This window comes from Wenyingzhuangia sp. IMCC45467 (assembly GCF_054111205.1).
In genome coordinates this window covers 3484019-3498767 of the sequence record NZ_CM134196.1, presented here as the reverse complement: position 1 = coordinate 3498767, position 14749 = coordinate 3484019, and the positions used below count along the sequence as shown (strand labels likewise).

The window sequence follows — 14749 nt, the reverse complement described above, 5'->3', positions numbered from 1 at the left end:
TTTAATGACAACAACTTTATTTATACTCAAACCAATCAAACACTGCTTTGTTATTACTTTTCTGTCCATTGGCAGTTGTATACATTCCTATTCCTGGCCCATTAAACCTATTGCCATTTCCTTCTGCTATCACAGTTATATTTTGAACAGCTCCAACCTTTATCATCTTATTTAATGAGGCTCCCGCACTAAATTGTATATCCAACTGATTTACATCTACCTTAAAAAACACAACGTCTTTACTATAAGGTAAGCTCGCGATTTCTTTTTTCTCTTTTTTAAACTTTTTAATGAGAACTACTCGTTTTTTTTCTTTAACCAACATATAATAACTGTTGTTTGTTCTGTAGATAATAAGTCCTGCTTGTTCATTCTTTTTGGGGTTAAAAGATAGTTTTGTAGTAGCTGAATATTTAAAATCTTTTATACGTTGGATAAGTATAGAGGAATGGTTTAAACTATCTGCTACACTTGGCAATACATTTAAATAAAGTTTTCCATTGCTGGTTTTATAAAACTCATTTTTAGGAGTATTTATAGTGTACCATTTTTTAGATACTTTATCAAATTCATCTTTAGCATTTTCTGGCTCCACTGGTGTCCATGGTAACAACGGTCTTTTCTGCTCTATTAATACTTTACCATAACCAGGATTAAAAATTGGAGTTCCTTCTTCTATATTTACTTTACATAAAAATGTTTCACGAGTAAGTCTAACGTTGTTTTTAATATCTCTTGTACCCAACACAACAGCCCACCATTCTCCATTTTGTGTCTGTACCAAATCACCATGTCCTATAGTTTGTAGTGGATAATTATTTCCAAACTGTCTGTGCGATAATACAGGGTTTACTTTATCTGCTATATAATTTCCAAAAAGAGTAGAGCTATGATGTGAAGTAATGGCATGATTTGAACTTGAACCTCCTTCTGACATTAACAATAAATACTCATCATCTATTTTATATATGTGAGGTCCCTCTGCATAAGCAGCATTATTTGCATAACCATAAGTCAATATTTTCTTTTCCCCTATTAGCTTTTGTTTTTCTAAATCTAATTCTTGTATCCAAATAGCACACTGTCCTTGCCATTCGTGTTTAAAATCCCAAGTATTTCCTGTATAATAACAAGTTCCATCTTCATCCCAAAACAATGAAGGATCAATTCCTGAAGCCTCGTTAAGCCATACAGGATTAGACCATTCTCCTGCTGGATCTTTTGTAGTTATATAAAAATTACCTCCGCAATTATTACAAGTAGTAATTAAATAAAATAATCCTTGATGATAACGAATAGTTACCGCCCAAACACCTTTTTCATCTTTAACTCCCTCAAAATCCAACTGTTCTTTTCTTGTAATACCATGACCGATTAACTCCCAATTAACTAAATCTTTACTATGATAAATAGGAATTCCTGGAAACCAAGTAAATGATGATGTTACCATATAATAATCATCACCAACTCTGCATATAGAAGGATCTGGATTAAACCCTGATAACACAGGATTTTTAAAATTAGTAGGAGCTTGCTGCCCCATAGAAAAACCATACACTAAAAGAAACCCTATGATTATAAAGCTTTTTATAGTCTTTAATACATAAATATTATAAAGATACATTGCCTTGTTTTTTATTTTTTAAAACACACTATATACACAGCTGTTTTAGTTTTATTATTTTACACTTTATTATTTAAAAGAATCTTTACTTTTTAATCATTATTTTATCTATCGATACAAAATCATCAGTACTTCCAAATTTAGTTCCGTCCTTTTTGTACCAATTTCCATGATCTCCAACAACACTAACCACTAATTTATAATTGCCTTTTGGTAAAACAGGACTTAAGTATTTTAAAGAAGTTTCAGCGTATTTAGAATACATTTCTATAATATTACTCTGTATTATTTTTCCATTAATATCTTGAACATCTACTTTAGCATATCCTCCATTAGGACGAGAAACTCCATAAATCCCTATTTGTGTTCCTTTAAAGTTTAGTGAAATTGATGCGTTTTTCTCGTTAGAATAGCTATCTGAAAATTCATCATCACCATTGGCACGAGTCCAATTTCCTATGTATTCAATTTCTTTGGTATTGGTATTCTCAACTATTTTTCCTTTTAGTTTTTTTGTTGACCACTCTCCTGTTTCTGTATTTATTTGCCAACTTTGTTTAAAATCTGGTAAATAAATAGAGTCTTTAACAACCGATAACGGTTGCCATACATAAGTAGCAGCAGAATTTTGACGAGGAAAAGACCAACGATCTCCCATATAAACAAAAGTAGTGTCTTTGGAACCTTGAACAGGAAGCACAAAAGTACATTGAGAATTCCATGTTAAAGATCCTTTAGGAGCAAAATGTCCGTGTGATTTCCATGGCCCTTTTAAAGAAGTAGCAGTAAAGTAATAATTATCATTTCTTTCCCAAGAAGTTAAACTAGATCCTAACCAAAAATAAACACCTTCTTTTTTAAAAATAATTGGAGATTCACATTGACCTGTCATATTTTTAACCACTTGCTCAGTTACACTTTTGTAATCATCTGCCAATTTGTATAAATTTCCTGAATGAGTTACTATATAACCACTTCCATCTGTATCTTTAAAAACCCCCATATCCCATTTTTTAATTGGTTCACCATTAAACAGAATAGGACCTTGAAAAGTATAAGTTCCATTAATCGTTTTACTGGTGGCATAACCTACACACTGATCATTGTATTTTAAGTTATCGGTATGTAAAAACATGACATACTCTCCTGTTTTTGGGCATTTTAATACTTTTGGCCTTTCTCCAATTCTATGAGGTCCTAGTCTACCAGAATCTTGAACTGGCAGTACTATATTTTCGAATGTCCAATTGTATAAATCTTTAGATGCGTAACAACTTACTCCATTAAATTGAATATCATCATCACTTTTAAATTCACCAAAAAGATAATAAACATCATTTTCTTTAATGATACCTGCACCATGAGCACTAACTGTATTTCCATGATTATCATACCAAGGAATACCTGAATAAATAGCATTGACTGGTTTTGTGTTTTGAGCAAATGAAATAATACTTGTCATCATCAAACTAATAATGATATATGCTTTAATTTTATTTTTTATCATGTATTTATTCTTTTTTAAATTTATACTTATTAGAGTCTTTTAAATAACTGATTGTCCCTTTAGTCTAAATATATCTCCAAGATTTTTAAACTACACCATTACTCACAAAAGACACTTTTAGTTGTTATACTTGTTTATAACCGCAAGACTCACAAATATGAATTATTAAACGAAAAAAGACATAACAAATCTGTTCAAATACCTAACAATTTTAAGCATTCAAACACACAACACACATTAAACAACTGATTTACAACAGAAAAAAAAGTCTATTTATGAGATTCTAAATATTGAGAAGGTGACATTCCAAAATACTTTGCAAAAGCTCTTGTAAAACTATTTGGAGCACTATAACCAACCTTATATGCTGTTTCAGAAATGTTATATGCTCCACTTAACAAATATTCTACAGCCTTGTTCATTTGAAAAGTTGTGATGAAGTCATTTACAGATTTATTGGTCAATGCTTTTATTTTTCGGTAAAATTGAGAACGACTCATTCCCATTTTTTCGGCAAGAAAATCAACATTAAAAACAGCATCTCCCAAATACATTTCTATAAGCTGAGAAACTTCTTCTAAAAAAAGTGTATCAGCAGAGTTGTTCGCTATCTTTTTTAACTCTTCTACAGATCCTTTAGCAAACAATGCTCTTAACAGTTCTCTCTGTTTTAACAAATTTTGTATTCTAGCATATAAAACACTACTTGTAAAAGGCTTTATTACATAACTATCTGCTCCGGTTTCATAGCCTGTTGTTTTGTCCTTGTCTGATTGTTGTGAGGTTAATAGAATTACAGGAATATGACTTGTAATTTTATTTGTTTTTAACCTTTTACAAAACGCTAAACCATCCATTTCAGGCATCATTACATCACTTATAACGATGTCTGGAATATGCTCTATAGCCAAAGCGATTCCCTCTACTCCATGTTTTGCAGTAATTACTTTAAATTGATGTTTAAAACTCAAATGAATATAGTCTCTTATTTCTTGATTATCATCTACAAAAAGTAATATTGGTAGGTTTCTTTTTTTTAAATCTGATGTGTTTTTAATTGATAAAATATCGTCTTCTTGTGTATTTTCCTCAATAGTATGTTCTAGGTTTATTTCCTGTACAATGTTTTTAACAGGCAAGCTTACTGTAAAAATAGTTCCTTTATTCAATTGGCTTTCTACTTGAATACTTCCTTCATGTAAAAGCACCAATTCTTTGGTAAGAGACAAACCTATACCAGAACCTTGGTTTTGATTTTTACCTCCTTTGGTTTGATAAAACAATTCAAATACTTGTTGTAATTCATCTTTTGCTATACCAATCCCCGTGTCTTTTACTTGAAAACAAACAAATTCTTTATCCTCATTTTTAAAGTAAACACTTACCTCAACACGTCCTTTTGCTGATGTAAACTTAATAGCGTTTGATAATAGATTATTTAAAATAATATTTAATTTATGTTCATCAAAACCAAAAACAACTTCTTGTATAGCAGACACAAATTCTAATTCAATTGATTTTTCATCAGCCTGTGTTTTAAAAGAAGCAACCATCGTTCTAATAAATGAAATGAAATCCATTGTTTTTAAGGATAGTGAAAAATGACCTGTTTCTAATTTTCTAAAATCTAACAATTGATGAATTAACAACAACAATTGCTTTGCATTGCGATGCATTAACTTATAATATTGTTTTACCGTTTCTGCAGGCAATTTTTCTGAAATTAACTTTTCTAAAGGATCTACTATTAAAGTTAAAGGAGTTCTAAACTCATGAGATATCTCTGTAAAAAACTGAAGCTTAGCTGTATGAATTGCTTCTTTTTGTTTTAGTCTTACTTTTGAAAAAACATAATATACAATCAACCAAATAAAAATAACAAACAATAAAACATATACTAAAATAGCCAAAGTAGATCTCCACCATGGAGCAATTATATTTATTTTTAAACTTTTAGGAGTAGGATTCCAAACACCATCACTATTAGCAGCCATGACCTTAAAAACATAAACACCAGGTGAAAGATTGGTATAGGCTGCTTTTCTATTACTAGCGTTGGTATTTATCCAATTTTTATCAAAGCCCTCTAGTTTGTATTTGTATTTATTTCCTTCTGAATTAGCATAATGTAAAGCTGCAAATTCAATTTCAAAAATTCTGTTTTCCCAAGTAAGGTTAATTTCTTTGGTACACAATAAAGATTGCTCTAAAACGACAGTTCCATTTATTTCTTGACCAATCTTTACCTTTTGATGCATTACACTCAAATCCGTCAACACTATCTCTGGTGGATGTGGATTGGTTTTTATTTTGGTTGGAAAGAAAGCATTTAAACCATTGGTTCCTCCAAAAAACATTTCTCCAGAGTCTTTGTCTATATAACAAGCATTCTGACTAAACTCATTTCCTTGCAAACCATCTTGTATATTAAAATTTTGTAACTTAAAACTACTGATGTCTATTTTAGTCAATCCCTTTTTATGACTTACCCACACAGATTCTTCTCCATCAAACAGCACTCCCATTACCATATTATCTGGCAATCCATTATCTACATCAAAGGTTATAACCTTTTCCGTTTTAGGGTTTAACCTACACAAACCAGCATCTGTAGCTACCCAAACCATTCCTAATGAATCAATAGTTAACGAATAAGTTCTGTTAGAAGGTAGAGAATTTATATTTTCTTTTTGATGATTATAATGTTTAACCGTATAAGCCTCATTTTTAAGTTTTGAATTGTTTGGAATTAATTGACTTATTCCTAAATCTTCGGTTGCAACCCACAAATGATGATTTTTATCTTCTTTTATAGATCTAATGTATTTTCCTATAGACTTATTATGCTGTAAAACTTGAGTAAATTCTTCTGATTTATAATCATACAACACCAAACCATACAAAGTACCAATCCACATGTTTTTTTTATGATCTTGGAATAAAGAAAAAATATTCCCACTATAAAAATTTCTGTTATACGGGGGAACCACAACAGTAGAATCAGCATAAATAAACAAACCATTTTTAGTACCAATCCACATGTTTCCATCTTGATCATTACATAAAGCTCTAATTTTTAAATCTCCTAATAAATCACCGTCTAAATATTGATACAAAGGAGTGTTTTTATTTTTATCAATAATAGTAATTCCTCTATTTTCGGAACCTATCCAAATTCTTCCTTTATTATCTTTACTAATAACCCTTACAACATTATCTATAAGCCCTTCTCCTTTTTGCCCCATAAAATAATTGGTAAAAGGCTTATTATAAATATTAGTATAATTTACTCCCCCTGATTGTGTACCAACCCAAAGATTTTCTTGATTGTCTAAATAAACATATGATGCTTGATTTCCTGACAGCGAAAAAGGATTGTTTATTTCTTTCTTATATTGAATAACTTGTGAAGTAGAAAGATTGGTTTGTAACAAACCATTAGCTCCTCCATTCCATTTAAACTTTTCATTTTTTGCTTCTCTATAAACGTTGCTTCTCCAATTTTTCAAAGCATTTAAGACTGTTTGAGGAGCTTTATTTTTTAAGTATCTAGTAAAATTTTCCTGCTCAAAATTATACTTAAAATAATAATCTTTGTTCTCTGTTTCTACCCATATATGCTCGTTAGCATCGTTAACAATAGCACTAATTCTATAATCTGTAAGAGCTGTGGTATCATTTTCTATGGGTCTAAAAGTTTTTACATCATAACCATTAAACCTTGCTACTCCTCCCCAGGTTCCAAACCAAACATAACCATACTTGTCTTTAGTAATGGCATATACAGAATTTTGAGGCAACCCATTATTCACATTTAAATGTTGAAACTTAAATTTTTCGGTTTGTCCAAAAGTGGAAATTGAAACAACAAAAACCACAATAAATAAAAGTGTTTTATAGGAGTATAATTGCTGCATTAAATATGAATAAACATTATTTTTTAAGGTGGTCTAAACTACAAAATAAAAAAGAGATTCACATAATAGCGAATCTCTTTTACCTTTTTATAACAACTATAAAAATGAAGGAATTAATAGTAATTTTAAATAAACTACCTCTAATTAATTACATAATATTTTTACAGATTTTTGTCCCTCTGCAGTTTTTAATGTTGCAATCCAAACCCCAGGGTTTAAATTAAAACTTGTATCTGCTTTTGTTGATAAACTTTTTACCAAAGCACCTGTAATACTGTAAACTTCAATTTCAGTTACTTCTGTAATATTACTTACAGACACTGTATTTCCTACTGTATAAATATTTGCTGTTACTTTAGCAACATTTTGATTAAATCCAAGAGATACAGGTGCAGAATCAAGATCGGATACAGTAAATTCAACTCCCGTTTTTCCAAAAGCAAATTTATCAAACCTTAAGCCATCTTCTCTAGCTCCAACTTGAAATTGTAATGTTGAATTTCCGTTAGCAACCGTATAATTAGTTAGCACTTCTGACTTTAACATTTGAGAAAGATTAATCCACTTCCATTCTTCATTTTTAGAATCTGTAGTGATATAATTTCCATCAACAATAGTTCTATAATCTGTAGCTGATGAATAACCATGTCTATTTGTCTCGTTTTGTTTTACCCAATGATCTGCATTATTCACATCTTGAACTCCAAAACCTGCTGCATTAAAAAAACTATCGTCGGTAGCACCACCAGGACCAATATACATTTTTCCATATAGGTCATATGTTCCAGCTTCAGCAAAAGTCACATTATAAGTAACAACTTTATCTGCACTTGCAGGGAAATCACCGTTTAACAAATCAGTTTTAGGTGCGATATAAGTAATCTCTCCTTCGGTTAAAATTTCATAATCTGTTGTTGCGCTAAAATTACCTGATTCTGCTTCAAAAGCAATAATAGTACTCTGAGCAAAAAAACTTGTACTTGCCAACATTAATAAAATTGTTGATGTAATTTTTTTCATAAATAATATAAATTTTAGTTATGCTACAAAACTACTGTAGATAGGTATTTTAAAATCTATCAAAAAAAGACATTTCATATCAAAACATGACTTATACTATGTTTTAAGCAATAATAGAACCCAAAAAAAACAATATTCTTAAAAATTAATCTATTTGTTTTCTAAATTGAGACGGACTACAACCAGCATATTTAGAAAAAGTTCTAGAAAAATTAGAGGGCTCTGAGAAACCAAGTTTATATGCTATTTCTGAAACGGTAAAGTCTACCTCTTTTAGCATTTTTTCTGCTTCTTCCATTTTTACTTTAGTGATAAATTCATGTACAGTATTACCACAAACGGCTTTAAGCTTTCTGTATAATTGCCTTTGACTAATATTTAATTCTGCCGCTAAAACATCGGCATTAAAGTCACTATGGCTAATGTTGCTAATAATAATTTCATAAGCTTTGTTTACAAACTTATTATCTAAACCCGATATTTCTTGTTCTATATCTTTTACTTTTTTAAGACCTGATAGTTTTTTTTGCAAAATCTCTCTATTTCTTAGTATACTTTTTAATTGAGCTCTTAACACCTCAATACTAAAAGGTTTATTTATATAGGCTTCTGCTCCTAACTGATATCCTTCTACTTTACTTTCATTAGCTCCCTTAGCGGTTAACATTACTACTGGTATATGACTTGTGTTTTCATTTTCTTTTAATGTTTTACACAATTCTGTACCTTCCATTTCAGGCATCATAATATCAGAAATGATTAAATCTGGTATCTTATCTATAGCTGTTTTTAATCCATTTTTCCCATCGTATTCCTGAAGTATTTCATAATCTTTTTGCAACTCAAGGTTTAAGTATTTTTGAATATCTGGATTGTCTTCAACAATTAAAATTGTTATGTTTTTGGATGCTAATGAGCTTTTATCACCCTCTATGTCTGAATCAAGTTCTTTAGAATTTACCAATTTTTCAGTAATCTCTTGCTGTGTTGCTCTGTAGGGTAATGATATAAAAACAACCGTTCCTTTATTTACATTACTTTTAATTTTTATTTCCCCCTCTAAAAAAGAAACTAAGTTTTTGGTTAATGATAGACCTATTCCTGTTGAGTAGCCATAAAAAGGACTGGCATCTATATTGTTAAATGGTTCAAATATATTTTCTAAAGTTTTTTCTTCAATACCTATACCATTGTCTTTTATTTGAATTTCTATGAATGAATTGTTTTTATTCACAAACACATCAATACTTACTTGCCCTCTATCTGGAGTATATTTAAATGCATTAGAAAGAATATTCATTAACACCTGTTCTGTTTTTTCATAATCTAATATGCAATAACTAAGACTTTTGTCTATGGTAAGTTCTAATTCAATATTCCTTTTATCAGCAATAAACTTGTACTTTTTATAACATTCTTTAACAAAAGAACTAAAATCTTTACTTGTGTTGTTTAATGTAAGTAATCCAGAACCTGGCTTTTTAAAATCTAATATTTGATGAATTAAATCTTTTAAATAAGTAATATTTCTATTAACAATCTCAAAATAAGTTTTTTTATCTTCTTCAGATATTGTTTTACTTTGCAACCTTTGTAAAGGATCTACAATTAAAGTTAAAGGGGTTTTTAAATCATGTGAAATTCCTGTAAAAAACTCCATTTTTTTCTTATTCAATTCTTTTTGCTGCTCAGCATTTATTTTCTCTTGTTCTATTTGATTTTTTAACCTATCTCTGTATAAAATCTCTGTAAAAACCCAATAAACAACAACTATAAACAATGCAAAATAAAATGATTTTGCCCACCAAGTAAAATACCAATACTCTTTTATTGTTATTGGTAATGCTACTGTAGAAACATAGGTCTCATTAGGAACTAATTGTCTAATTCTAAACTGATATGTTCCTGCAGGAACTTTTCTGTATGTAATTTTAGGATTGGTGGTAGTACTCCATGTATCATCGTACCCTTCTAGCTGATATTCAAATATTTTACTTGTTGCATTTGAATAATTAAACATTGCCAATTCTATAGTAAAATTTCTACTTTCTGGATCCAAAACCAACTCATTGGTTTGTGACAAACTTTTGTGTAAAACCACATGTTTATTCACCACATCTAAAGGCTTTATTTTTTTTCCTGATAAATAAAGTGATTTTAAAATAAATGATTTTTTATACTTATCGTTTTTTACTTCATTAGGATTAAAATGTAAGTAACCGTTTTTTGCTCCTAAATAAATATTATTAGTCTCATGATCTTTATATATTGATTGACCTAAAAACATCCAAGCTCCTAATTGATCTTCTTTTTTATAATTTAAAACTTTTTCGGTTTTATTTTCTAACATAGTAATCATTCCTTTACGAGCGATCCATATATTATTTTTAGCATCTTTTTCAATAGACACAATATTATTATCTAAACTTAAAGGAGTTAACGGAACCTTTTGTATATGTACTTCATCATCTTCAATAAAAATCTTATCTAGTCCCTCACTAGTTCCTACCCATATTAATCCGTTATCATCCTCTATGACTGCATTAACCAAATCGCTAGAAACCTTGTGCTTATCTAAGTCACTAGATATAGTAAACCTTTCTTTTATAACTGTTTCATAATCATTATTAAATCTTAACCTTAACAATCCTGATCCATTAGTAGCCAACCAAACGTTATTTTTGCTATCTACCAAAAGATCCATCACTCGTTCATTGTTTATTTCGCTTCTATATCTTTTGTAGGTAGATTTTAAAGTTAACATATCAACAATAACAAGTCCATTATAAACCCCTACAAATAATTTAGTTTCATTATATTCTGTTATTGTATACACACTGTAAACTACTATGTTAGGATGTTTATTTTCATCTACAACAGAAGTTATTTTATTTGTTTTTTGGTTGTAATGTTCTAACCCATCTACTCCTCCAATCCAAATACCTCCATGACGATCTTTATACAAAGATCTAATCTTAGTCAATCTTGTGTTGCTTTTGTAAAAAGGATGCTCTTTTACCAATTGTTGATTTTTATAAATCAACACTCCATTATTCATGGTACCTAACCACAACTCATCATCAACCTGTAAAAAAGCTTTTATTTTTAACAACTTACTTACCCCATTTTTTGATAGGTAACTATAATGAAATTTAAATGCTCCATGATTTACATTTGCCTTATAGACTTCTCCTGAATCTGCTCCCAACCACAAAACATCATCATTATCTATATAAAAAGAAGTAATATGATCATCTGTTAAACTCCCCGGAATACTAATATCGGCATTGAATAATGTAACTTCTCCTGTTTTAACATCCTTAGACATAAATTGATTGGAGCGAGTTAAAATATATTTTTTGCCATTGATAATTTTATGTTGGTTTAACTCTGTAGAATAACTTTTTAATTTTGTTTTAATGCTTTCATCTACACTATCTTTAGGATGCTGCGTAAAATTTTCTAAATCATAATTGTAGTTTACATACTTAAAATCGTAGGTTAAAAACCATAACCCTTGTTTTTTATCAAACACTACATTTCTTATACTACTATTTGGTAATGATGTTGTGTCCTTTTTATTATGGTAATAATAATCATAGGTATTTCCATCATATCTATATACCCCGTTTTTACTTCCAAACCATAAGTAACCAATGGAGTCTTTTGCTATACCATGAATAGCTGTTACAGGATTATTATGCTGACCCAACACTCTTTCAAAAAAAAGACCTTGTGCATAAGTGGTTTTAGAGATAGAGCACAACAATATAATTGTTAAAATAATGTGTCTATATTTTAACAAACAAATATTATTTTGACTTAAAAAACTAATATTCATATTATCTTTTATCTTTATGTACTTTTCTTAACAAATAACACTAAAAATAATAGATTCTCATTACTTTTTTACGATTTTTTTAGCGTTTACACACCAAGTATATATTGATTTAAACAAAAAAAAGCCTTGATAAAATCAAGGCTTACAAACTACTACTATCTTAAATTAATAACCAATTAATTACAGACAATTTTTACAGACTTTTGTCCCTCTTCTGTTTTAACGGTAGCAATCCATACTCCTGAAGTTAAACTAAATTGAGTATCTGTGTTTGTTGAAATACTTTTTACCAATGCTCCCGTAATGCTATATACATTTACTGCTGTTTGAGTACTTACATTGCTTACAAACACTGTTGTTCCTTGCACATAAACATTTGTTGTTACTTTAGAAGCGTTGTTGTTAAAACTTAATGATGGTGTTGCAGTTACCGTAGTTTTATCTGTACCTGCATCGTATGATGCAGAAATTGTTTTTCCAGAAACTGCTTCAATATTACCATCTGTTACAAAATCTGCTATTGTTATATTTGTTTTAACTCCTTCTTCGTAAACCTCAGTAATATAATCACCATTGATAATTAAACTACCTCCATCTATAATAATTTTACCTTTGTTGTGTTGGTCTCCACTATAAAAGCTCAACCCATCAATTTCTATATTTCCTGAATTAAGGTTAATAACCGCAGTAAAACCATCTCCTGTATATCTTCCCACAAACAATGTGTTTTCAGAATCTAAATCTCCTCCATTCACATTTACAATAGTATTATAAGAACCATTTCCTATTCTAAAATAAGATTTACTATTAATTCTTCCTCCATCAATGTTTAAAACAGAATCTCCTCCATCTCCAAAATAAGCTCTGTTTCTGATGTTAAAATCTGCTGAACCATTTAAGGTTAACGTACCTGCAAATGTACTTGTTGTTTCCGCCCATATTTGTGCAGATATAGTAAGGGATGCTCCATCATTTAAGTCAATTAACCTAACATCCCTATCAGGTAAATCACTACTCAATACAGGATCATTTGCTACATCATTAATAATAACATTTACACCATTTGCATCATTAGGAACTACCCCTGTATCCCAGTTAGTTGCTGTTAAGAAATCAGTATCAGTAGCACCTGTCCATGTGGCTGTGGTTTGGGCATGAACCGCTCCTATAGTTAATAATGTAACCCCTAGTGTTGCCATTTTTTTGTGTAATGTTGTTTTCATAAAATTTAGTTGTTTTAGTTAATAAATTTGCTGGTATCGAAATTAAAAACTAACCACAACCCGTTCATTATCAAAACATCCCAATTCTTATCATAACATATACTATATTACAAAACCACTAAAACCTTATCAATAACAATCAAAAAAAAGAAGAAATGATAACAAAAAAAGAGATAAACATTACAATTCACCTCTTTTTTTATTATCAACATAATTATACTTTTAGTGTAAACCATATTAATTTCACTAAAACTTAAGAACGGCTATAGTAACCACTATTTTTTTTATAAAAAAAGCTCATCATATAAATATGATGAGCTTTTTGTGACCTCGGGAGGATTCAAACCTCCAACCTCTTGAGCCGTAATCAAGTGCACTATTCAGTTATGCTACGAGGCCTATTGCGGGTGCAAATATAGTGCTTTATTACAATGTCACAAAATAAATTTTAACTTTTTACAAAGAATTTTTAGTTACATAATACCTCCATCCTACTATTAATAATTGAACTTTTGATGCCCTACTAATATCCAACTGTTTATGTCCATATGAGGGTAATAATACCTTGTTAAACTTTGCTAAAAATCTAAAAAATGTTTTTTTCATAGCTTTATAATTAAAAGTATATTCGCACTAAATTAATAAAAAATGAACATACTTTTTATAATTATCGGTTTGGTACTATTAATTTTTGGTGGTGATTGGCTTTTAAAAGCCTCTGTAAACATCTCTTTAAGATTAAATATTTCTAAGATTGTGATAGGAATGACTGTTGTTTCTTTTGCTACTTCTGCACCAGAACTTATTGTGAGTATTAAATCTGCCTTAGACGGTTTTCCTGATCTTGCATTAGGAAATGTAATAGGCTCTAACATAGCTAATTTGGCTTTGGTTTTGGGAGTTACCGTTTGTTTAGGAAGTATAGATGTAGGAAAATCTTTTTACACTTTAGATTGGCCAATGATGATGATAGCTTCTATTTTACTTTATTTGTTTATTGCTTATGATTTAATTTTAGATAGAACAGAAGGAATTATTTTATTTACATTACTCGTTGGCTTTTTATATTATTTACTACGAAAACAAAATAAAACCAATATTAGTGATTGTGATTTAGATATTCCTAATGAAAAAACTCCCCTAGGAAAAACATTGTTTTTATTATTAATAGGAGGAATTGGCTTATGGGGAGGATCTGAATTATTAATTAAAGGTGCTATTGGTTTTGCAGAGGCCTTAGGAATTAGTGAACGTATTATTGGAGTTACCATTGTTTCTGTAGGAACAAGTATTCCAGAATTAGCGGCTTCTATTATTGCAGTAATTAAAAAAGAAAAAGCCATATCTCTTGGAAACTTAATAGGATCTAATATTTTTAATATTTTGGCTGTTTTAGGAATTACTTCCATTATCACTCCTATAAAAGTAGGCGATTTACATATTATTACTCACGATATTTATTGGATGTTAGGAATTGCCCTTTTGCTTTTTCCTTTGTGTTTTATACCCAAAAAATTATCATTTGGTTTAAAAGAAGGAATTACATTATTAATTACTTATGCTGTATTTGTTTACTTTACAGCTTTTTATTAGTAGCCTTTTCATCTTAAATTACCT

At 29.7% G+C, this 14749-nt stretch carries 8 protein-coding genes and 1 tRNA gene; 1 reads left to right on the top strand and 8 read right to left on the bottom strand.

The genetic code is table 11. From position 1 onward, the window contains the following. Positions 1-16: 16 nt before the first annotated feature. From ACXGQT_RS14825 to ACXGQT_RS14790, 8 genes are all read right to left on the bottom strand, one after another. A complete protein-coding gene (locus tag ACXGQT_RS14825) occupies positions 17-1624 on the bottom strand; it encodes a glycoside hydrolase family 43 protein (protein ID WP_457829350.1) in 1608 nt (535 codons plus the stop codon). An 85-nt stretch (positions 1625-1709) separates the two neighbouring features. Continuing rightward, positions 1710-3131, bottom strand: coding sequence for a family 43 glycosylhydrolase (locus tag ACXGQT_RS14820; protein ID WP_457829349.1), 1422 nt, complete (start codon positions 3129-3131; stop codon positions 1710-1712). Positions 3132-3400: 269 nt separating this feature from the next. Beyond that, a complete protein-coding gene (locus tag ACXGQT_RS14815) occupies positions 3401-7048 on the bottom strand; it encodes a hybrid sensor histidine kinase/response regulator transcription factor (RefSeq protein ID WP_457829348.1) in 3648 nt (1215 codons plus the stop codon). Positions 7049-7192: 144 nt separating this feature from the next. After that, on the bottom strand, positions 7193-8068 hold the full coding sequence (locus tag ACXGQT_RS14810; RefSeq protein WP_457829347.1) for a T9SS type A sorting domain-containing protein: 876 nt from the start codon (positions 8066-8068) through the stop codon (positions 7193-7195). 145 nt (positions 8069-8213) lie between these two features. Next, positions 8214-11909 (bottom strand): hybrid sensor histidine kinase/response regulator transcription factor, encoded by a 3696-nt coding sequence (locus tag ACXGQT_RS14805; RefSeq protein ID WP_457829346.1) that lies wholly within the window; start codon positions 11907-11909, stop codon positions 8214-8216. A gap of 176 nt (positions 11910-12085) precedes the next feature. Continuing rightward, positions 12086-13132 carry a T9SS type A sorting domain-containing protein gene (locus tag ACXGQT_RS14800; RefSeq protein ID WP_457829345.1) on the bottom strand — a complete coding sequence of 349 codons (1047 nt, stop codon included), beginning with the start codon at positions 13130-13132 and terminating at the stop codon, positions 12086-12088. A gap of 325 nt (positions 13133-13457) precedes the next feature. Then, a tRNA-Arg gene (locus ACXGQT_RS14795) sits at positions 13458-13531 on the bottom strand. Between the two features lie 57 nt (positions 13532-13588). After that, on the bottom strand, positions 13589-13738 hold the full coding sequence (locus tag ACXGQT_RS14790; protein ID WP_457829344.1) for an SsrA-binding protein: 150 nt from the start codon (positions 13736-13738) through the stop codon (positions 13589-13591). 42 nt (positions 13739-13780) lie between these two features. Here ACXGQT_RS14790 and ACXGQT_RS14785 point away from each other — a divergent pair, with 42 nt between their 5' ends. Beyond that, positions 13781-14725: a calcium/sodium antiporter gene (locus tag ACXGQT_RS14785; RefSeq protein WP_457829343.1), complete on the top strand. Its 945-nt coding sequence runs from the start codon at positions 13781-13783 to the stop codon at positions 14723-14725. Positions 14726-14749: the final 24 nt, after the last annotated feature.